Source organism: Sphingobacterium sp. FBM7-1, assembly GCF_020687765.1.
Classification (GTDB): Bacteria; Bacteroidota; Bacteroidia; order Sphingobacteriales; family Sphingobacteriaceae; genus Sphingobacterium.
Window position 1 is genome coordinate 906353 of sequence record NZ_JAJEWJ010000001.1, and the last position, 22264, is coordinate 928616.

Annotated in this window: 20 protein-coding genes and 1 tRNA gene; 8 read left to right on the forward strand and 13 right to left on the reverse strand. The window is 41.8% G+C overall.

Annotated elements, in window-relative coordinates; genetic code table 11:
* Position 1: 1 nt before the first annotated feature.
* From LKO28_RS04240 to LKO28_RS04260, 5 genes are all read right to left on the reverse strand, one after another.
* A complete protein-coding gene (locus LKO28_RS04240) occupies positions 2 to 898 on the reverse strand; it encodes a YbbR-like domain-containing protein (RefSeq protein WP_227693447.1) in 897 nt (298 codons plus the stop codon).
* Positions 899 to 1019: 121 nt separating this feature from the next.
* On the reverse strand, positions 1020 to 1340 hold the full coding sequence (yajC, locus tag LKO28_RS04245) for a preprotein translocase subunit YajC (RefSeq protein WP_227693448.1): 321 nt from the start codon (positions 1338 to 1340) through the stop codon (positions 1020 to 1022).
* Between the two features lie 55 nt (positions 1341 to 1395).
* Entirely contained in the window at positions 1396 to 1830 is a 435-nt protein-coding gene (locus tag LKO28_RS04250; protein WP_227693449.1) for a DUF1573 domain-containing protein, read from the reverse strand.
* Positions 1831 to 1834: 4 nt separating this feature from the next.
* Positions 1835 to 2782, reverse strand: coding sequence for a transcription antitermination factor NusB (gene nusB, locus LKO28_RS04255; protein WP_227693450.1), 948 nt, complete (start codon positions 2780 to 2782; stop codon positions 1835 to 1837).
* Positions 2783 to 2845: 63 nt separating this feature from the next.
* Positions 2846 to 3916, reverse strand: coding sequence for a Leu/Phe/Val dehydrogenase (locus LKO28_RS04260; RefSeq protein WP_227693451.1), 1071 nt, complete (start codon positions 3914 to 3916; stop codon positions 2846 to 2848).
* A gap of 232 nt (positions 3917 to 4148) precedes the next feature.
* Here LKO28_RS04260 and LKO28_RS04265 point away from each other — a divergent pair, with 232 nt between their 5' ends.
* From LKO28_RS04265 to LKO28_RS04275, 3 genes are read left to right on the forward strand one after another with little or no spacing between them, the layout of a single operon-like run.
* The gene (locus LKO28_RS04265; RefSeq protein WP_227693452.1) at positions 4149 to 5924 is read left to right on the forward strand and encodes an ABC transporter ATP-binding protein; all 1776 of its coding nucleotides are present in this window, start codon (positions 4149 to 4151) and stop codon (positions 5922 to 5924) included.
* Between the two features lie 46 nt (positions 5925 to 5970).
* Positions 5971 to 7266, forward strand: coding sequence for a BamA/TamA family outer membrane protein (locus LKO28_RS04270; protein ID WP_227693453.1), 1296 nt, complete (start codon positions 5971 to 5973; stop codon positions 7264 to 7266).
* Between the two features lie 11 nt (positions 7267 to 7277).
* Positions 7278 to 9365: a TonB-dependent receptor gene (locus tag LKO28_RS04275; RefSeq protein ID WP_227693454.1), complete on the forward strand. Its 2088-nt coding sequence runs from the start codon at positions 7278 to 7280 to the stop codon at positions 9363 to 9365.
* A gap of 8 nt (positions 9366 to 9373) precedes the next feature.
* Here LKO28_RS04275 and LKO28_RS04280 read toward each other — a convergent pair whose 3' ends face one another.
* Positions 9374 to 10558 (reverse strand): class I SAM-dependent methyltransferase, encoded by a 1185-nt coding sequence (locus LKO28_RS04280; protein ID WP_227693455.1) that lies wholly within the window; start codon positions 10556 to 10558, stop codon positions 9374 to 9376.
* 42 nt (positions 10559 to 10600) lie between these two features.
* On the opposite strand from LKO28_RS04280, the gene LKO28_RS04285 reads away from it, so the two are divergent.
* Positions 10601 to 11389 carry a Cof-type HAD-IIB family hydrolase gene (locus tag LKO28_RS04285; protein WP_227693456.1) on the forward strand — a complete coding sequence of 263 codons (789 nt, stop codon included), beginning with the start codon at positions 10601 to 10603 and terminating at the stop codon, positions 11387 to 11389.
* 30 nt (positions 11390 to 11419) lie between these two features.
* Here LKO28_RS04285 and trxB read toward each other — a convergent pair whose 3' ends face one another.
* The 4 genes from trxB to pyrE form a co-directional block, all read right to left on the reverse strand.
* Positions 11420 to 12385: a thioredoxin-disulfide reductase gene (trxB, locus tag LKO28_RS04290; RefSeq protein WP_227693457.1), complete on the reverse strand. Its 966-nt coding sequence runs from the start codon at positions 12383 to 12385 to the stop codon at positions 11420 to 11422.
* A 54-nt stretch (positions 12386 to 12439) separates the two neighbouring features.
* Positions 12440 to 13369 (reverse strand): 3'-5' exonuclease, encoded by a 930-nt coding sequence (locus tag LKO28_RS04295; RefSeq protein ID WP_227693458.1) that lies wholly within the window; start codon positions 13367 to 13369, stop codon positions 12440 to 12442.
* Between the two features lie 92 nt (positions 13370 to 13461).
* Positions 13462 to 13860 (reverse strand): SRPBCC family protein, encoded by a 399-nt coding sequence (locus LKO28_RS04300; RefSeq protein ID WP_227693459.1) that lies wholly within the window; start codon positions 13858 to 13860, stop codon positions 13462 to 13464.
* Positions 13861 to 13877: 17 nt separating this feature from the next.
* Complete coding sequence (gene pyrE, locus LKO28_RS04305; RefSeq protein ID WP_227693460.1) at positions 13878 to 14525, reverse strand: orotate phosphoribosyltransferase; 648 nt, start codon at positions 14523 to 14525, stop codon at positions 13878 to 13880.
* Positions 14526 to 14547: 22 nt separating this feature from the next.
* On the opposite strand from pyrE, the gene LKO28_RS04310 reads away from it, so the two are divergent.
* On the forward strand, positions 14548 to 15132 hold the full coding sequence (locus LKO28_RS04310) for an NUDIX hydrolase (RefSeq protein ID WP_227693461.1): 585 nt from the start codon (positions 14548 to 14550) through the stop codon (positions 15130 to 15132).
* An 84-nt stretch (positions 15133 to 15216) separates the two neighbouring features.
* On the opposite strand, the gene LKO28_RS04315 is transcribed toward LKO28_RS04310, so the two are convergent.
* On the reverse strand, positions 15217 to 15690 hold the full coding sequence (locus LKO28_RS04315) for a hypothetical protein (RefSeq protein ID WP_227693462.1): 474 nt from the start codon (positions 15688 to 15690) through the stop codon (positions 15217 to 15219).
* Positions 15691 to 15929: 239 nt separating this feature from the next.
* On the opposite strand from LKO28_RS04315, the gene LKO28_RS04320 reads away from it, so the two are divergent.
* The 3 genes from LKO28_RS04320 (at position 15930) to LKO28_RS04330 (ending at position 20369) form a co-directional block, all read left to right on the forward strand.
* A tRNA-Leu gene (locus LKO28_RS04320) sits at positions 15930 to 16011 on the forward strand.
* A 312-nt stretch (positions 16012 to 16323) separates the two neighbouring features.
* Positions 16324 to 18552 carry a bifunctional alpha,alpha-trehalose-phosphate synthase (UDP-forming)/trehalose-phosphatase gene (locus LKO28_RS04325; protein WP_227693463.1) on the forward strand — a complete coding sequence of 743 codons (2229 nt, stop codon included), beginning with the start codon at positions 16324 to 16326 and terminating at the stop codon, positions 18550 to 18552.
* 5 nt (positions 18553 to 18557) lie between these two features.
* Complete coding sequence (locus LKO28_RS04330; protein WP_227693464.1) at positions 18558 to 20369, forward strand: glycoside hydrolase family 15 protein; 1812 nt, start codon at positions 18558 to 18560, stop codon at positions 20367 to 20369.
* Positions 20370 to 20376: 7 nt separating this feature from the next.
* Here the strand turns inward: LKO28_RS04330 and LKO28_RS04335 are convergent, their stop codons facing one another.
* Positions 20377 to 21066: a response regulator transcription factor gene (locus tag LKO28_RS04335; RefSeq protein WP_262905986.1), complete on the reverse strand. Its 690-nt coding sequence runs from the start codon at positions 21064 to 21066 to the stop codon at positions 20377 to 20379.
* A 95-nt stretch (positions 21067 to 21161) separates the two neighbouring features.
* Entirely contained in the window at positions 21162 to 22256 is a 1095-nt protein-coding gene (locus tag LKO28_RS04340) for a TlpA family protein disulfide reductase (RefSeq protein WP_227693465.1), read from the reverse strand.
* Positions 22257 to 22264: the final 8 nt, after the last annotated feature.

Sequence of the window (22264 nt, forward strand, 5' to 3'; positions counted from 1 at the left end):
ATTATCTTCTTATAAAAAAATCGACGTTTTGCGGTTCTATACGGATAACATCGCAATGCTCCGGAACTTTGGTTAAGATGACAGGAAGATTCTTTACTTTATTAGTTTCCCAATTCTCGATGTCTATCACCGCTTCGAAGTCCCGCGAAGACCATTTATTATAGTCCTTCAACGAGACCAAAAAGGTAACTTTAACCTTGCTCGGTAAGGTCCGAACGGAAGTATAGCGGGAAGCATTTTCAGCCTTAAGAGGTACTTCAACAACCTTTTCAGTAATCTCCCCGACCGGAATAGTAATTTCTGAAAAAGTGGGATAAATGGTAATATTATTTTTTTGATGTTTATTTAAATACGCGATCGTGCGTACATCAGTAGCCACGCTCGCACCCCGAATGGTATCTGTCTCTAAATAATCAATATTCGCGACATCTTCCAACGGTCCCGTTACCGTAACATATTCGGGATTTGCTCGGGTGTCCCCTACGATACCGTATTGCTTCTTAAATTGTATATCATACAATGGTCGGACAGGCACTTTTCGCTGTGTTTGCTTCGAAAAATCGAAATATAGGGTATCCGGAGACACCCCGATCACTTGATTATCCACAGGAAATTGTCGGTTGATATACCCCAATTGATTCGTAAAAACAATATGGTTTCTCGTTTTCAAGCCGCTGAGATCCACCTGGACACGAGGGGTATCCGGTCGCAATCGTTTCATGAACATCTTCCAACCACTCATCCGCATACGAATATTGACTGTATCTGACTGCAAAGGATGAAATGCTCTGTTTTCTGGGATGTTGACATAGGAAATACCAGCATCAATACGATATATTTGCTCCGTAGAGACGGCAAATAGTAACCAAGCAATAAACGAAAGAGCTAAACACCGCAAAAATATTGCGATTTTTCGTCGTCTTGTCTTCGTGATGCGAGGTTGTGCCATAAATACAAAAATACTAAAATAAAAAAGCAACCTGTGTTTAGGTTGCTTTTTATTCGGTTAAATGTAAAAATTACTTCTTTACGGTTTCACCGTTTGCCGCTTTAGAGGCATCTAGCGCAACAGCTGATTTGTCAAAGCGCATTTTTACTCCCGAACCAACGTCTACTAAAAAAGTAGTTTCGCTGACTTCTACAATACGTCCGTGAATTCCAGCAGTCGTTACAATTTTAGAATTCACACCTAATTCCTCTATATATTTTTTATGCTCTTTTTGCTTTCTCATTTGTGGTCTGATCATGAAGAAATAAAATACCACAACAATCAGAATCATAGGTAGGAAACTCATCAATCCACCGCCCCCTGGCGCAGCTTGTAATAACGTAGTCATCATATTATATAAATTAAAAGTTACAAGGTTTACACTATTTCAATTATCTCTTTAAAAACTATTTCGGCAGAACTTCGCCTTTCAACTGTATCGTTGTCACGCCATTTTCTGCATTAGACGCAATGGTCACAATTTTTTGCTGTTTACCAACTTGTCCGTTACTATCAAAACTTACTTTTATTTCACCCGTTTTTCCGGGAAGAACCGGCGTTTGTGTATATGACGGTGTTGTGCAGCCGCAGGATGCGGAAACCTGCGACAGGATGACCGGAGCAGCGCCTGTATTCGTATATGTATATACATGTTCCACCACTTCGCCTTCTTTTACCTCGCCGAAATCGTACACCGACTCCTCAAACTCGATTTTACCGCCTTGCGCAGCCTCGTTTGTCGTAGTATCCGTCGTTGTTTGTTCAGTCGTCTTTTCAGCATTCCCACAGGAAACCAACGTGACCAATACAAAGCAAGCTAAAAATGATTTCAATTTATTCATCTTGTTAATCTTTAAGTCCTCTACCCGTTTTTTGAATACGTCCCTGTTGGGAAAGTTCTCCCAGGATCTTGTCTAAGATACCATTGATAAACGTATTACTTTTTGCTGTACTAAATGCTTTTGAAAGCTCGATGTACTCGTTAATCGTTACCTTAACCGGAATTGTTGGAAAATTAAGCAATTCACAAATGGCCATACGCATTAACAACGTATCTACCAATGCTATCCGGTCAGCTTCCCAATTTTTAGTTTTCACGGAGATCAACTGCTGGTATTCATCACTATAACGGATGGTCTGTTTCAACAAGTCCACTATAAACTCCCCATCTTCCTCCCAATTGGGTGTTAACTCAGCCAATTTGTTTTGCGCCGGATTCTCACTACTAAAGTTTTTGAATGTCTTCGCGACCATCGCCTGCAGCACCTCTTTATCCACTTGCCAATTGATAAACTTTGCATCGAAAGCTTGCTCAATCTCGGGTGACTTTAATATTATTTTTTTAAAAATAAATTTAATAATATCTTTCTCGGCAGCAATTGACCGATCTTCCTGTTGCAAATAAGTCATATATTCCGGCGAACCTTTTAATTGCGCAAAGATCGCACGCACTATTTCAGGGTCAAACGTCCACGAAACATTATATTTCTTAACGTTTTCTAAATACGTGCGATTTTGCCGTAGCGACTCAATAAAGCTATTGCTATTCAATTTTGTCGTATAGACTTTATCCGCTTCGGTCGGCAAAAACTTGTTCGCTCTCCCTTCGGCGTCAATCAATACGTATTCGGCCACTTCGTCTAATAGATTCAGTGTCCAAATATACATCTGGTTAACTTCGTCAACACTCGTCAAGAGTGTTTTTTCGAAATTTTTCAACTGTTTATCCTCCGACAAACTAAACGCGTACAGCGTCTGCATAACTTTCACCCGCAGGTGCCTTCTATTAAGCATAATTTAAATTAAAGAACGATTGTATATAAAATAAGAACGTATTATACTTTCCACACCTCTACCTTACTTAATTTTCTTGATGTCAAATATACGCTTTTCTGCCAATTGTTTAGCAGCTTCATGCGTGGTAATGTTGTCTTCGGCGGATTTTTGAATCACATGACGGGTCGCACTGTAAATATTTTTAATCAACGCTTCCGTGCGGTCATTCCCGTATCCTTCAAGTTCAGAATAGCAGCTAATTAATGCTCCGGCGTTAATTAAAAAATCAGGGGTGTATAAAATATTCCGCTCTTTGAGTAGCCTATTTGTTTCTTCCTCTTCTTTTAATTGATTATTTGCCGATCCTGCGATAATGCGACAACGCATACGCGGCACCGTTTCAGGATTTACTGTCCCGCCCAATGCACAGGGAGCATATACATCTGCATCCAGTTCAAAACTTGTCGAGTACGTAATCGGTTCGGCTTTATATTTGGCTGCAATTTTCATTTTGCGTTCTTCAGTCATGTCGGAGACGTATACCCGGGCATTCTCTGCACGCAACATGGCGACCAATTGCTCTCCTACAGCTCCTACACCTTGCACAGCAACTTTACGTCCTGCCAATCCATCATCACCATATAATTCTTTAATCGCTGCTTTAATACCGTAGAACACGCCCCGAGCAGCAAAAAGTGTGGGATCGCCTCCTCCATTTAAAGATGCGGGCAAACCGGCTACATAATTGGTTTCGGCCAGCATAAATTCCAAGTCTTGCTGTGTCGTCCCTACATCGGTAGACGCGATGAAGTTCCCGTTCAATCCTTCGATGAATTTCCCGAATCGGCGTATCAAAACCTCTGTTTTATCCGTTCGATGATTACCGATGATGATCGCACTTCCTCCACCTAGATTTAGGCCCGCAAGTGACGCTTTATATGTGATTGCTTCTGACAAGCGTAACGCGTCGTCAACCGCATCTGACAATGATTCGTAGGGCAACATACGAACACCTCCGATAGCAGGACCTAGCGTGGTATCGTGGATCGCTACAATCGCTTTCAAACCTACTGCATTATCTTGGCAGAACAATAGGTTTTGATGCCCGGAAACTGCCATTTGATCAAAAACAGAAGAACTTTTCACCTCCATAACATTTTTTAAATGCCTGTATATTCGTTTTGCTACTGCAAAAGTAGGGAATATTTTTTCAAATTTTAGCCTTACATTTCCGCTATCAAATGTTTTCAATGGCTGAGAAGAGTGAAAGAAACTCGCTTTATATACAGATTCAATTATATTGCATATAAAACGATTTGCTCATGATTGGTTTTTATCTTATGGTATTCGTGAATGCAGAGCATTTTGTTTAGGTTTGTTTCCGATGAAGGAGTTGGCTTATCTCAATAAATACTTTTATAAATATCGGTGGAAACTCATACCAGGAGTTGTATTCGTCATTATATCCAACTACTTTGGCATCTTACCCGCCGTCGTTATCCGGGAAGCGTTTGATCTCGTCAAGGAGAATATCGATCTCTATAGGCTCTATGATGGCTTTGAAAGGCAAGATCTGGTGTATCAGGTATTTGGCACTAGCTTACTCTTTTTCGGCATAGTAGTTCTGGCGCTTTCCTTATTAAGAGGCCTTTTTCTATTCTTTATGCGACAAACGATTATTTTGACCTCGCGGCATATCGAATACGACCTCAAAAACGAGATCTACCAGCATTATCAGATGCTAGACTTTTCTTTTTTCCTCAGAAATAATACCGGCGATATGATGAACCGGGCAACGGAGGACGTTAACCAAGTAAGGAACTATCTAGGGCCTGCGATTATGTATGCTATTAATACGGTAGTGCTCTCACTGATGATTATTTATGCGATGTATAATGTCAATCCTAAGTTAGCCACGTATTCCTTGTTGCCTATTCCTATCCTATCAGCGCTTATTCTATTTATTAATAAAGTTATCAATCAACGAAGCGAAAGAATACAACGGCAGCTATCTACACTTTCATCGTTTGTGCAGGAAACCTTTTCCGGCATCCGTGTCATCAAGACCTATGCACGTGAAAGCCAGAAGATGGACATTTTTAAAGACGAAAGTAATCTATACAATAAAGTCTCATTAGACCTTGTCCGTGTGCAAGCCATATTCTTTCCCCTCATCATTTTCCTCGTAGGATTCAGCACCATCATCACGGTGTACGTAGGCGGCATCGAGGTAAAGAACGGCACGATCACTGCTGGAAATATCGCAGAATTCATCTTATATGTCAACCAGCTCACTTTTCCGGCTATGTCCCTGGCTTGGGTTACTTCATTATTTCAACGCGCAGCAGCGTCACAAAAAAGAATCAATGAGTTCCTAAAAACCAAATCGGATATAAAAGATGGAGCGCATCATACTATACTTCAAGGCGATATTACCGTAAAAAACCTATCGTTTACGTATCCTGAAACTGGAATTCAAGCTATACGAGACTTGTCTTTTACGATAAAACGCGGACAAACCCTCGCCATTATCGGAAAAACCGGCTCAGGGAAATCGACATTAGCTAATCTACTCTTGCGAATGTTTGACGCAGATACAGGTCATATTTATTATGATGGGGTGCCCTTACGAGATATCAAAACCAGTGATTTACGCACGCAGATTGGCTTTGTACCTCAACAAGTATTTCTCTTTTCCGATACAATTGCGAATAACATCGCTTTTGGTTTGGATACCCTAGAGATGGATAAAGTAGAACAAGCTGCTAAAGATGCTGCTGTTTACGATAACATCATGCATTTTGACAATGGTTTTCAAACATCTATCGGTGAACGAGGTCTCACTTTATCCGGAGGCCAGAAGCAGCGAGTTTCCATTGCTCGGGCCTTAGTTAAAGACCCACAAATATTGATTTTTGATGATTGTCTTTCCGCAGTCGACACAAAAACGGAGGAAGAAATTTTATCTAGCCTCTCTCGTATTATGCGCGATAAAACGACTATTTTCATCGCTCACCGCATCTCCACTATAAAAAATGCGGATCACATCCTCGTGTTGGATGAAGGTCAAATCATCGAACAGGGAACACACGATGCGTTATTGGATTTGAAAGGCGCTTATTTTGACTTGCACGAAAAACAGCTGTTAGAGACGCAATAAATATCTATGTATCAAAAAAGCAGCAGAAATATTCTACATTTGTAAGATGTATAAACAATGGGGCTTCCTATTCTTCCTGCTAATTTGTTACTCCGGATTATTTGCACAAAAAATCATACTGAAGGATACCATTTCTACAACAAATGCCAAAGATACCCTTACAACGAACGTAGACCAACTCTATGACATCAACGATGGCATCAAAGATATCATCCGATTTGTCCGCCAAGATACTAGCACGCGCGTCTCCAAAAAACGTTCTGGCATCTCTATACTTCCTAATGTGAATTATAATCCCAGCATAGGCGCGCAAATCGGTGCGAAAGTAGTGGGCGGCATTTATGTTGGTGATCCGCAAAACACCTCCATGTCCACCTTTGCCACAGCTTTAAACTATACCACACGTGGTATTATAGTGGGTTACTTTATGCATGACACTTATACGCCCCAAAACAAATGGAATTTAAAGGGCGCGGTTCTTATCGCCAAGGCTGTAGGTTTAGATTATGGAATGGGCATGGGAAATGAAGTGCCTACAGACTTACCGCAAGAAGAAACTTTAAACAACCCCGCAAGAACACGTTTTGTCAATCAGTATACGGTTTATAGTTTTAACGAGCGTATATATAAAAATCTGCTCCCTGGCATGTTTGTAGGAGCGGGTGTTTTTATCGAATTGAAACGTAATATCAAGACCCTAGGCGAGCATACGTATACCCCCTTAGATGTCTACAGTTCCTTTACCAATTATAATCCGAACCGGTATAACAACAACGGATTGATGTTCAATTGGCAGTATATGACACGCGATAATCCGAACAGTGCTTATAAGGGAATTTATACCGACATCGTTTTGCGAATGAGCCAAACGTGGATGGGTAGCGCACAAAACGCTTTCCAACTGCAAACTGACTTTCGTAAATATTGGCAACTCTCCGCTTCCCGGCCAAACCATGTCTTGGGCTTTTGGCATTGGGCGTCTTATAATATCAGTGGCAATTTAGCTTATCTTGATCTACCCGGCACAGGAAAAGATGCCTTCGCACGTACCGGAAGGGGGTACACCAATGGTTATTTCAAAGGCAATTCTTTCTTTTATTCGGAGATCGAATACCGGTTCCCAATACTACGCAATCAATTCTTAAGTGGCGTGATCTTCGCCAATGTGCAAACTGCAAACGATCGTTTAGGCACGAAGCTTTTCGAAAAATGGCAACCTGCTGGAGGCACCGGCTTACGGATGTTATTCAACAAAGCAACGAGAACCAATCTGTGCATCGATTATGCCTTTGGTAAGTTCGGTCAGCGGGGTTTATTCCTTGGATTAAACGAAGCTTTTTAATACAAATGTACATGCATTCTAAATTTAAATTTTTTCTATTTGCCCTTACCTTATATTTTCCTTTTACCGTTTGGAGCCATACACCGTCCGATAGTATTTCGACGGAGCAGGACATTACTCCTGTCCTTATTAACGCTTATTTTAGTCAACAGCCGATTTTAGGATTGACCTCGTCTGCACAAACGATTAATACGCGGTTTCTTGAAGCACAACAGACCACTACGCTACTACCAGCCGTCAATACCGTAGCGGGAGTCCGGATGGAAGAACGGTCGCCTGGAAGCTATCGGCTCGCTATGCGTGGAAGTCTTATCCGATCCCCTTTCGGAATTCGAAATGCCAAGATATATATAGACGACCTTCCCTTGACCGACGCCGGGGGCAACACTTATCTCAATCTTCTTGATCCCGCGGGCATACATGCGATCCACATCATTAAGGGACCTGATGGTTCTCTATATGGAGCCAATTCTGGCGGTGTGATCAATATACAACCCGAAGGTTTTGACGTCAGCCAAAATCAAACCTCCTTATTATTAAGTGGTGGGTCATTTGGCCTATTTCAGGAACAACTCTCTATACAACGTAAAGTAGACAACAATTATAATTTTTCAGTCGATCAATCGTTTACACGTTCGGATGGCTATCGAGACAACACCAAACTTCATAAGAAGACATTACAAACCGCACATCGCTGGCAATATACACCTAAAAATGACCTTCGTTTTTTTGCCCTTTATAGCAATTTAGGTTATCGTACGCCTGGCGGGCTGACCCGGGATCAAATGGAAGAAAACCCACGCATGTCCCGTCCAGCGGCTGGACCAAATCCGAGTGCTAAAGCGCAGCAAGCGGGCATATATAATAAAACTTTTTACGGTGGTATCACACATCGGGCACAACTCCATCCTAAATTATCGCACACCGTGAGTATATTCGGTTCGAATACCGATTTCGAAAACCCCTTTATTACCAATTACGAATACCGAAAAGAGAACAACCTCGGGTTGCGCACCTATTTTTCATATGAAAACATAGACCATCCGCAAGTTAAATGGCAAATGCAGCTAGGTTTCGAAGGGCAAAAAGGATGGTATAAAATTGACAATTACGACAATGAACAGGGCGTTTCTACCGATCCGCAAGCCAAGGATAATTTAGACAATATACAGCATAGTTTTTTTTATCGTGCTATGATTAATTTATACACGCGATGGACCATAGAAGGCTCAATCGGACTAAACCAATCGAAGATAGCTTATAATCATCGTTTTCCTGAAATAACGAACGCCTCGGGGCGCATTAACTTTGGTGGTATCTGGATGCCAAGAATCGCCACGTCTTACCGCGTTCATAAGAGATTAGCGCTTCGCGGCTCCGTTTCGAAAGGCTATTCACCACCAACTATTGCAGAAGTTCGACCATCCAATCAAACCATTAACTCTGAATTAAAAGCCGAAACAGGGACTAATTACGAAATAGGAGGACGCATCGAAACGGCGAACAGACGACTAATCGTTGATTTAAGCATGTATCATTATCAGATGGATAATGGCATCGTCCAGCAACGTAATGACCGTGCGGAAGATTATTACCGTAATGCGGGTGAAATTAAACAGCAAGGTATAGAAACTTCCGTTTGGACGTATGTATTAGTTCCAAATCGCCAACGGTTTATCCAAGCATTAAACGTTCATTCTAGTGCATCTTATAATCATTATCGTTTCGGGAATTACGAAGTGGCTGAACAGGACTTTTCTGGCAATAAAGTGACGGCCGTTCCCGACTGGGTGTGGACAAATACGGTTTTAATGAGCTTTCCAAAACAATTTGGATTGAATCTATCCCATAATTTCACCTCCGCTATGCCGCTCAATGATGAGAACAGCGTGTTTTCCGAAAAGTTTCACCTGTTGCAAGCGAAAGGAACATGGATGTGGTCGCTGAAAAACAAACGGCAGCTTCAAATCTTTGCCGGTATAGATAACCTGTTAAATGAACGGTATAGCTTGGGGAACGATATCAATGCTTTCGGTAACCGTTTTTTCAACCCCGCTCCTACCCGAAACTATTATGGGGGAATGAAGATCGTATTATAAGACGGGGTCTATGCGATATTCAACAGCCCTTCCAAATGATGGGAGCTGATCCCAAAATAAGTCTTTGTAGACTTTATTTTCATTAAAATTTCCTGCTGCTTTTGGGTATCAATAGGCCGTCTTTCCCCCACGATCAACACATTTTTCGGCGTGTGTGTATCTGATATAAATTGGAACACTTTGGTTTGATAACCGAAATATTCCAAGATTAGTGCCCGTAAGCCATCCGTCACCATTTCGGCCTGACGCTCCATAAAAATCCCATGCTTAAGCAGAAAGTCTAATTCGTTTTTCGCTTTATTTTTTTCTATTTCGCGGCGAATTTGTTTATGGCAGCAAGGTGCGACCACAATAAGGTCGGCATCATGCTTAATACCCTTAGCAATAGCGTCGTCAGTCGCCGTATCACAAGCATGCAAAGCAATTAAAACATCTAAATCCCCCTGTGGCTGATAATCTTCTATCGCTCCTTGCATAAATCGCAATTCATTAAAACCCGATTTCTGAGCAATCTGATTACACAACGCGACCAAATCATTACGATATTCTACTCCTACTAAATCCGTTTGCTTTTTTAATGTATGCACTAAATAATCATACAACGCAAAGGTCAAATAACCTTTTCCTGCCCCCATGTCAACCACATTTAACCTGTCTTTCGGCGGTAATCGCTGCAATATGGAACTTAATATTTCGATATAATGATTGATCTGCTTCCATTTATCTTGTGCATTTTTATACACCTTCCCTTCTGCATCCGTAAGTTTTAACGCTTGTAAATATATTTTACCGAAGCTATCTAACTTGCGTTCCTTTTGTTTGTCATGCGTAAGCGCCACTGGCCTTTTCGCTGTAGGATCCTCTTTTCTCAGTAGCCACGTTCCTTTTTTTGACAGTTGACATACAATATTTTCCGTTTCTGTAAACAAAGTAGCCACTCGAAACCCCTCTACTTGTAATAGTCCCTGTATCTCCATGATACCTGTCGCTATCTCAAAATTTTGGGTGATGTCTTGTGTTTTATAACGAAAAACAAAAGATAGCTTCTTCTCTCGCTTGATGACAACGGGCTTGATATATACATTCTTCAGATAGAGTTCTGTACCGTTATAATCTCCTAAAGAGATCTTAACAAACACGTCTTGTTGAATAGCTCCTCGTATTTTATCAAAAAAACTGGCGTAATTATCCATAGCGCAAAGATATAGAATATAAAGAAATTGTACCTTTGTAATATGCTATATCCTAAAATCAAAGCCGTATTTTTTGACATAGACGGTACACTTTTAAGTTTTAAGACCCACCAAGTTCCCGCTTCCGCTCAGAAAGCCATCGAGCAATTACAAAAGCAGGGGATTAAAGTCATCTTATCCACTGGCCGATCGATCAATAGTATTGACCATATTAAATTTTTAGATTTCGACGGGTTCATCACCTTCAATGGCGGGTATTGCGTAACACAAGGAAACGAACTTTTATTCAGAAAAGCTATACACCCGAGCGATATAGAGGCGCTTTTAAACTATACGAAAGAACATTCCTTAAGTTTTTCATTAATGTCAGAGAAAGAAATAACGATCTATGATGTCACACCAGAAATAGCAGGAATGTACGCACACCTGAATCTTCCAATACCACCATTAGTGGACGTGAATAAGCTAGATCCTTCAAGCATTTTGCAGGCGAATATATTTTTAGGCCCAGAAGAGGAGAAAGCATTTATGCAACGCATTATGCCCAACTCAGTTGCATCGAGGTGGACACCTCTTTTTGCCGACGTAAATCCGAAAGGTCAGAGTAAACAAGTGGGAATAGAAATTTTTTGCAAATATTTTGGTATCGATATAACCCAGACCATGGCCTTTGGAGACGGGGGAAATGATATAACGATGCTCAAACATGTAGCCATCGGCGTTGCTATGGGAAATGCGAACCCCGAAGTGAAAGAAATCGCAGATTACATTACCACTGATGTGGACGACGACGGTATCTTTAATGCCCTACAATATTTTAAGGTAATATAAATATAGGCGCGGAACACGCGCCTATATTTTTTATCCTTCTACGGGATTTTCTTTTTCAGTCAAATAGCGTTCCGCTTCTAAGGCAGCCATACAACCAGTGCCTGCCGCCGTAATCGCTTGACGATACACATGGTCTTGCACGTCTCCACTAGCAAAAACGCCAGGTATATTCGTCGCCGTACTATCCGGCTTGGTAATCAGGTAACCTGTTTCATCCATATCTAAAACCCCTTCAAACAACTCTGTATTGGGTTTGTGTCCGATAGCAACAAAAAACCCGGTGACATTTAGGTGTTGTGTTTCCTGCGTTTGATTATTCACAACGCGAACACCCGTAACGCCGGATTCGTCTCCCACTATCTCTTGGGCTTCCGTATTATACAACACTTCAATATTAGATGTATTCATCACGCGATGTACCATTGCTTTGGAAGCGCGGAATTCGTCACGGCGAACAAGCATATACACTTTTCGGCATAACTTAGCGAGGTATGTTGCTTCTTCCGCCGCCGTGTCACCGGCACCTACAATCGCCACATCTTGACCTTTAAAGAAAAATCCATCGCAAACAGCACAAGCAGATACTCCGAACCCGTTATATTTTTCTTCAGAAGGCAGTCCCAGCCATTTTGCAGTAGCACCGGTCGCAATGATGACCGTTTCCGCAGAAACCCAGGTCGTGCCATCAATCTCGACTTTGTGCACGCCACCATCTTTCGCGAACTCCACTTTTGTTGCATAGCCAAATCGAACCTCCGTGCCGAAACGCTCGGCTTGCGTCTTTAGATCCTCCATTAAAACAGGTCCGGTAATACCTTGGGGATACCCGGGGAAGTTATCTACTTCTGTAGTTTGTGTCAATTGTCCACCCGGTACAATTCCCGTATACACAACAGGCTTCAAGTCCGCTCTTGCCGCATAGATAGCCGCTGTATAACCTGCCGGTCCTGATCCAATAATTAAGCACTTTAAGTGCTCTATGTTTGTATTTGCCATTGTTATTTTATTTATTCGCATCAGTCATCCGCTCGACAAACCCTAAATTGTTATTTATTTACCGAACTTTCCCTGAAGCTGTTTAAGCATATCGTTGGTAATGGGTTTCGCCGGTGTCTGCTCTCTATTCGGTCGAGCTTTATTGATATCCATCCGACTATTTTGTTGCTGATCTTTCTTTTTGTTCCGGTGCGCATTCCACAATTTCTCCAGTACCTTTTTTGTATAACGTGGAAAATCACCTTGTTGCATCCAAGCATAATAACTCGGCTCAGCATCGAACACATCAGTGACCTTTCTGCCCTTATGCTTCCCAAAATTAATACAGGGATCACCGTCCTCATCGTAAACCAAGCGCCCGGCGAAATCGACGGGGTTACTTAGGTTTGTAAAGGTATGTAAAGCCTCTACATCATTTATTACGGGAGTTGTTACGTTGCCGTGTTTATCTTCAAAAATTGCGTCTTCGTACTTGGACAGCTGTGCTTTTAACACCTCATACGTTGCACGTACATCAGCTTCTGCCGTGTGTGCATTTTCCAATGACGCTCCACAATAAAACTTGTAAGCCGCTTTTAGCGTGCGCTGTTCCATCTGATGGAAAATATTTTGCACATCAACGAAAGCTCTTCCCTCCAATGAAAAATCTACACCTGCGCGCAAAAACTCTTCCATCAACATCGGCACATCAAATTTATTGGAATTGTAACCCGCTAAATCCGCATCTCCGATAAAATTTTTAATTTCTATCGCCCGCTCTTTAAAAGGAACTAAATCTTTGACATCCTCGTCATAAACTCCGTGAAAAACAGAAGATTCTGCAGGGATCGGCATCTCCGGGTTAACTCTCATCGTCAACACCTCTTCTTTACCATCTGGTGAGATTTTTAATATAGAGAGTTCCACAATGCGGTCTACAGCAATATTTACCCCCGTCGTTTCCAGATCAAAAAAAGCCAAGGGGCGTTTTAATTTTAATTCCATCTAATAGCGATTGATTATAAACTGTCGTACACAAATGTACAAAAAATCCCTCGTTTACGCGAGGGATTCAGCTTCCTTATACAGATACATGACTATCCTAAAATACTTTGGAGCATCGTTACTTGATGATCGGCTAATTTTTGTAACGGCCCCGACGCCATCATTTTCATCATCATATTAAGCTCCGCTTCGATAACAAATGTTGCACCTGTCTGATTTACACCTTTATCTTCCAGTTTCCATTTTAAGGTAAGTGCAAACGGTGGCTTTTCTATAGGCGTACAAACAATTTCCTTATTCACCACCCGCTGACTGATTTTCAGCGCAAAGGTCGCCATATTCTTAATTGCGAAACGCGCTTCATCTGTTGTCGACGACCAGTTATCGATATTGTCCGGCATGAGCCGCTTATGATTATTCATATCGGACAAGAAAGCATAGACCGCCTCTATCGGTTTATGAATATCAACACTATTTTGGATAACCGTCATTACACTTTCTTTTTATATTATTCCTGTCCCGTCCAAACAGCAGGATCTCTACGCCATTTCTCTAATAGCGCTACATCCGACTCTAGTACATATCCATTATTCACGGCTACTTGGATAAGCGCTTCGTAATTACATAAGCTAAAAAATGGGCATTTCGCTTCCGCAAAGTTCGCTACCGCTTCATCAAACCCATACGTAAAAATAGACACCAGCCCCACCACATTACATCCCGCGGCGCGCAAAGCTTCTACAGCTTGTAAACTACTCTTTCCGGTAGAAATAAGGTCTTCCACCACCACTACACGCTGGCCACTCACCACTTCACCTTCAATTTGATTTTGACGGCCATGATCTTTCGCACTACTGCGAACATACGTGAACGGCAAGCCGAGATCTTGGGCAATCAGCACCCCCTGAGGTATTCCCGCTGTCGCAACACCTGAAATCATTTCTACCGTACCGAACTCTTCCTGAATAAGCTGTGATAGCTGTTGGCGAATATAGGTTCGGATGGCCGGATGCGACAGGGTAACCCGATTATCACAATAAATTGGCGACTTCCAACCTGATGCCCATGTAAAAGGGTTTTTAGGTTGTAATTTTATTGCTTTAATTTGCAATAAGGATTCAGCAATTTTTTGTTCAACCTCATTTAAATTATTCATGGCGCAAATTTATAAAATTTATATGAACGAATCTCAGCTTATTTTGGCTGATTTTCTCCCCAAGAAACTACCTAACATTCAAACGATTGGTTTACAAGAGATTGATCTTGAAAAACTTTCTTTAGCCTCCAAACACAAAACAACAAAAGGTAGCATTTATCTTTATATACATCCCGATATCAACAGCATTTTTAAATCCATCTCGCAGCAGGTTGAAATCATCAAAGCCGCCGGAGGTTTGGTAAAAAATGGAGAAGGAGCGTATTTATTTATACACCGCCTAGGGAAATGGGATTTACCCAAAGGCAAAGTAGAAAATAATGAAAAGATGAAAGCAGCGGCAGTCCGCGAGGTGGAAGAAGAATGTGGTATCCGAATAGATTATTTGGGGCCAAAACTCCACACGACATATCATACCTATATGATGCGTGGAAAGTTGGTGCTCAAACAAACGAACTGGTACGAAATGGGCGTAAACAAATCCCCTAAGTTAACACCACAAAAAGAAGAAGACATCACGGACGCACGCTGGATCAGTAAAGACGATTTCAAAATGGTGCTAGACAACACCTACCCCATGATAACGCAGCTTATTCAGAAAATATAATATACGCCCACATAAAAAATGGAGGTATCGTTCGGAATACCTCCATTACAAACATAAAACTAAACTACACATAAAACCTCAATATTAACCTTCCGAATTATCGACCTTCGGTATCTGGTTTTCTATCGGCAATTGCTTTCTAAACTCTCTACGCTGCCCCCTATACTTACCTGTACGCCGTTGAGCATAACGTTCTTTAAGTTGCTCTTGCTGTTCCGGTGTAAGTATAGCTCCTATCCGTTTCTGCGTATTTTTCATATCTTCGTGCCACTCGGCCTGCCTTTTTTTCATTTCTTCACGATGAGTTGCTGTTCGCTTTGCATAGTCCAATTGAAGCGCATACATCTCGGCGCGCTGCCCCTCACTCAACGTCAATTTTTCATCTAACTGATCGGTTTTCTGCAAAGCAATTTCTTCCGGTGTACGACGATCGAACTTCTTTTCCATCCTAGGCTTACGATCTTTATGGATCGGACGTTTCGTGTCTATTTTTTCCTGTGCAAATGTTGCCAAACTAATCCCCGTAAACAACGCTGCTAATGTGAATACCTTTTTCATCTTTTACAATTTAATTAAAATTTTATTTCCTACTCCGTATCGCTCTGTTTGTATAAGGATAGATTCCAAAAAGAAAGAAACGTTTAATACTGGGCCGTTAAATAGTGTTAACACTAAAAAGAATGGCTAGAAAAAAAATAAAGATTTTAAAATCAGTCACTTTGAAAAAACAGAAAAAAATATTTTTGGAAAACCTAAAACATCTCCTATATTTGCAACGTCAAACAAGGACACAGCACGCCCAGCTGGCGGAATTGGTAGACGCGTTGGTCTCAAACACCAATATCTTCGGATGTGCCGGTTCGACTCCGGCGCTGGGTACTTTTAAAAGAGCGAGCTGGTCACGGTTCGCTCTTTTTGCTTAAAAACCCTATTTGAACGACATAGACACACCCTTGACACGGATGTTTTATTAACTCACGCTGAAAGTTGTGCAGACATTGTGCAGACATAATTTTCGGCTATGGTGAAATCTAACTCATCCGAACACATGTTCAAATTTTCAGCCAAGCTAACTCAACAATTGGGAACATTTCCATATTTCCCAAAACAATTTCCGCTCTCAAAGGTTATAATTACGGCTTCTCTACACTTGAGAGGCATTTCTCCTGCATCATTATGAAAAATAAATACATGTATAAAAAGAGAACGATAATTATTTCTAATCGGTTGCCGATACGTATTGAAAAACAAGAAGGTGAACTTAAATTTATTCCGAGCGAAGGAGGGTTAGCAACAGGCTTAGGATCCATTTATAAAAAAGAAAACAACATATGGATCGGGTGGCCAGGATACATACCCGAGTCTGAAGAAGAAAAACAAATCATTAAGGAAAAACTAAAAGACCTCAATCTTATTCCCGTTTTTCTTACCGAAGAACAAATAGAAGGATACTACGAAGGATTTTCCAACGAGGTTCTTTGGCCAATCTTCCATTATCGTTTATCATATGCCGTTTACCGCCAAGAGAACTGGCAGTATTACAAAGAAGTAAATCAAACATTCTGCGATACCATCCGAGCGCAGCAACCCGATGCGAGAGATGAAATTTGGATACATGATTACCAATTGATGCTACTTCCCAAGCTGATTCGTCAAAACGACGAGAAAATATCCATCGGTTATTTCCAACATATCCCCTTCCCTCCTGACGAGATTTTCCGATGCATACCGTGGCGGAACGAATTATTAGAGGGCTTACTGGGAGCAGACCTTATCGCATTTCATACTTATAACGACACGCAGCACTTCTTGAGTGCCTGCACCCACATTATAGGCCTTACCATAAAGAACAATTCGCTACAGGTGGGAGACCGAAGCGTATATGTAGAAGTCTTCCCAATGGGGATAGATTACCATAAGTTCAGTGTGTTGGCAGAAAGCCCCGAAGTTCACGACCTAGGGAAATCCATAAAAGAGCAATATCAAAACCGCAAGATCATCCTCTCTATCGACCGACTGGACTACAGTAAAGGCATCCTAGAACGCCTACATGCCTTCGAACACTTTTTGATCAACTGGCCGGAATACGAAAATGAGGTCGTACTCTACATGCTGGTCGTCCCGTCTCGAGATACCGTACCCCAATACAAACTACTACGCGACGAGATCGATCGGATGGCTGGCCATATTAATGCGGTCTACGGTACAAACGAATGGACGCCTATTGCATATTATTACAACACCTATCCGGTTGAACAGCTGTCTGCACTCTATACGACAGCTGATATATGTTTAGTCACTTCCCTTCGAGATGGGATGAATCTCGTGTGTAAAGAGTATATTGCGAGTAAAGAAAATCGCTTGGGGGTACTCATCCTGAGCGAACTAGCCGGAGCTTCCAAAGAACTTTTAGACGCCATACAAGTCAATCCCAACGCGATCGATGAAATCAGCAGAGCCATTGCGCAAGCCTTGCAGATGCCTGTGGAGGAACAACGGACGCGCATGGACGCCAATATCGAAATTGTTAAAAAATTCAATATCAACCACTGGGTAAAAGTGTTTTTTAACCGGCTACGCGAAATCAAAACTATTCAAAAAAATGAAATGTCGCGCAAAGTACGGGACGAAATCCGAGAAACTATTTTTAGTGCTTACCAAAACAGCAAAAAACGACTTTTCTTCCTTGATTATGATGGCACCCTAATTGGCTTTCATAAAGACGCCGACGCGGCCGCTCCGACAACAGGTTTGTACAGCATTCTGGAAAAACTACAATCGGATGATGCTAACCAGATCGTTATTATCAGCGGACGTCCACGCGAAACATTGGAACGTTGGTTTGGCGGCAAGGACTATTTTTTGGTAGCTGAACATGGCGCATGGACGAACTATCCGGCCCATCAATGGATTCCACGGTCACAACTGTCCACCCGCTGGAAAATACCAGTAAAACATATCATGTCCAAATTTGCCAACCTCACCGCCGGCGCTTCGGTAGAGGAAAAAACATACTCTTTGGCATGGCATTACAGAAAAGCACAACAGGGGCTAGGACAGCTGCGCTCACAAGAACTCGTCGATGCCTTGCGTTACCTCATTCCACATCACGGATTGCAACTCCTTCAGGGCGATAAAGTTATTGAAGTAAAAAACGGAGAAGTCAATAAAGGGATGGCGGCACTCGAAATCGTCAACGACTACAATCCCGACTTCATATTCGCTATCGGAGATGATGTAACCGATGAAGACATGTTTATCGAACTTCCTACCAACGCATTTACCGTCAAAGTCGGGAATAAAAAATCAGAAGCACAATTTTATGTAGAAAACCAAGAAGACGCGGTGAGACTCATTCACTATTTTGTAGAACAGATTGAATCGCAACCTCAGGAAAGCACGCTAAACATTAAACAATAATTTATATGGACGAGAAAACAAAAAGACATCGATATAACTCGGGCATTATCGGGAACTGTGCCTATATAGCCCACATCGAACAGGATACAAACATTAACTGGTTATGTTGGCCTTCTTTTCAAGACTCCTTTGTATTTGGAGGCTTATTGGATGAATCGCTTGGCGGAACATTCCGCATATCCCCCCACGAAGAAACGATCAACAGCCGACAATACTATCTAGAGAACACTAATATTATGCGGACTGAAATAGAAACGAAAGATGGTGTTTATCAGGTTACCGATTTCGCACCCCGTTTCGAACAGTACGAACGTTACTTCAAACCGCTAACACTGATCCGGAAAGTCGAACCTATGCGGGGCAACCCCAAGATCCGTGTGATATGTGAACCAACATACGAATATGGGAGCAAAGCTTTTCACAAATACCGGGGAAGCAACCATGTGCAATTCGAAATGGAGCATATCAAAATCCGATTAGCAACCAATATGCCGATCAGTCATTTTTTCGATGACAATACCCATGTGCTAAGCCAACCTATTTACTTAATATTTACTTATGGCAGCCCCTTCGAAGCACCTATCGCCCGCACAGCAGAAGATTTCCTCATCCGAACAAAAGAATACTGGTATAAATGGGTAAAGAATGCATCCATACCGGCATTCTACCAAAAAGAAGTTATCCGATCTGCGCTGACCCTTAAATTGCACCAGTACGAAGATACAGGCGCCATCATCGCAGCAAGTACAACCAGCCTGCCAGAATATCCCGGCGCCGGACGAAATTGGGATTACCGATTTTGTTGGCTGCGCGATAGCTATTACGTATTAACAGCACTTAGCCATTTGGGGCAGTTTGAAGAAATGGAAAAATACGCATCCTATATTGCTAATATTACACAAAATGACACCGGTAGACTACAGCCGTTGTATGGCATTATGGGCGAATCTGATCTAAAAGAATATACAATTCCTTACCTGACAGGCTATCAGGGAAATAAACCCATCCGTGTCGGCAACCAAGCCTCCGAACACATCCAAAACGATGTATACGGCCAGGCGCTGATTGCTTTACTCCCCCTGTTTTCGGATCACCGCTTCCGACATCAGAACCTGCACGCTGCAAAAGCCTGGACAGCCCTCATTCTTCAAAAAATGTCGCAAACCATCGATGAAAAAGATGCAGGGATATGGGAGTTCAGAAATTTCCAAAACAGACATTGCTATTCCAACCTTTTTCAGTGGGCTGGTGCCACGGCCGCGCTAAAAATCGCAAAACAATACGGCTTTGAAGACATAGAGCAACAAGCCGGAACCATACGCGCACAGGCCGAAAAGCATATAGAAAGCTGTTACGATCCAGAAAAACAAGTATACACCAATGCGAGTGAAAGCCAGAGCCTGGACGCCTCTACCCTCCAGCTCATCATGATGAACTACTTGGACCCAGCATCGGAGAAGGCGAAGAAACACCTCGAACAATTAGAACGGGAATTAAAAGGCAAACACGGACTATTTTATCGTTATTTGCATAAGGACGACTTCGGAAAACCAAAATCAACCTTTCTCGTTTGTGCATTCTGGTATGTAGAGGCCTTAGCCTGCGTCGGTCGATTAGAAGAAGCCCAGGAAGTATTTAAAAAGCTATTGTCGTTCGGCAATCACCTCATGCTTTTCAGTGAGGATGTACATGAAGATGACGGCTCACAATGGGGTAATTTTCCACAGGCCTATAGTCACGTCGGGCTGATAAACGCAGCTTATCGCATCGCGGTCAAATTAGATAAGCCCACTTTCTTTGACAGCTTATACGAATAAGAGGTGGCTAAGCCACCTCAAATTTATATCCTACTCCTTTTACGGTCGAAACATAATGGTCTCCAATTTTTTCTCGGAGTTTACGAATGTGTACATCGATAGTACGGTTCGTCACCACCACGGAATCCTCCCAGATCGCTTTTAGAATTTGTTCCCGGGTGAAAACTTTATTAGGTTTTGAAGCAAGCAGATAGAGTAATTCAAACTCTTTTTTCGCTAACACGATTTTCTCTTCATCCCGATAAACCAAAAAGGAATCCCGATCAATAACTAAATCCAGAATTTCCAGTTTATCGACCTGATCTACACCTGATTCGGTATTATTACGCCTTAATATTGCATTAATACGGCTCATCAAGGCCCTCGGCTTAATTGGCTTCGCAATATAATCGTCAGCACCTACATTGAATCCGGCGATTTCAGAATATTCTTCGCTACGCGCGGTAAGAAACACCATAAACGTTTGCTTAAACTCCGGCATAGCACGCATAATACGACACGCTTCAATACCATCCATTTCAGGCATCATCACATCCAAAATGATTAAATCCGGATTAACCTGCTTGGCAACTTCAATCCCTTCTTTACCATTATATGCCTGATAAACCTGATAGCCTTCTTTTGTAAGACTATATGATATTAATTCGACGATATCACGCTCATCATCTACCACTAGTATTTTTTGATTGGCATTCATTATTGTTTTTTTGCTAAAATATGTACTAAATGGTAAAACAACGTTAAAGATATGTTATCAAATTGTTAATCAGTTAACATTTCTTCAATATATTCTTAATTTAAAGTGTTTTGCAAAAATTCGGCAAGAGCCTTACCACGTAAATTTTTTGCTAAAATATTTCCGTCGGGATCTAACAGGTAAGATGCCGGAATAGCTTTTATACGATAATCCAGAACGAGGTCAGAACTCCAGGCCTGCAAATCCGAAACTTGTGTCCATTCCAATCTGTCAGCTTCAATAGCACGCATCCAGCTCCCTGGATTATTATCCAACGAAACCCCCAACACGGTAAATCCTTTATCTTTAAACTCGTTATACTGTTGCACAATATTCGGATTTTCCTGTCTACAAGGCGCACACCATGACGCCCAAAAATCGACCAACACATACTGCCCCCGAAAGTCAGAAAGTTTTACGGTTTTGTTATTCGGTGTAAAAGAAACAATCTCCGGAGCAGGTTGCCCTACCGCCAGACGTTTTAACTTGCTCGCTTCTTCCTTAAATTGCGATACGTAGCGATTATCGACAAATTCATGTTCAATCTCATCAGCATACGCAATAATTTCCTCTTCAGCAATTTCCGGATCCAACGTACTGATCGCATAGAACCCTGCTAAATTTTTATTTTGTTCCGCAAAAGCTACGGCCTGCTTCGTATAGACAGATAACTTCAATTTGAATTCCGTGAGGTAATCAAAGCGTAAACTTTCGATCTCCTCCGCAGATTTATTTAAGGTCGCTTTCGCAAACGCACCCTGTAAAGAATCTTGCACAAACTCCTTTTGACGCTGATAAGGAGCAAAATCCTTTAAAGCAGTAGTCAATGCCGAACCTTCTACCTGATAATCCTCCGGCTGATGCATATCAGCGACGAATTGTAGTGGTTCCCCAGGTGTCAAAATAACCGGAAATTTATTATTGCCAACCACAACAGAAAGCAAGCGGGGTTGCGAAGCCTGACGCTCAAACTTAAATTTATATCCGTCTGCAAGGAAAACAGAATCCAATTTTCTATCTCCTTCATAAAATGAAACGACCTTTACATTTCCCGGGTTATCGATGTGTCCCGATATATGAATTACGTCATCTTTCGCACAGGCCACACATAATGCAACCCATACGAGCAGTAAACCAACCGTTCTCTTCATGTTTATTA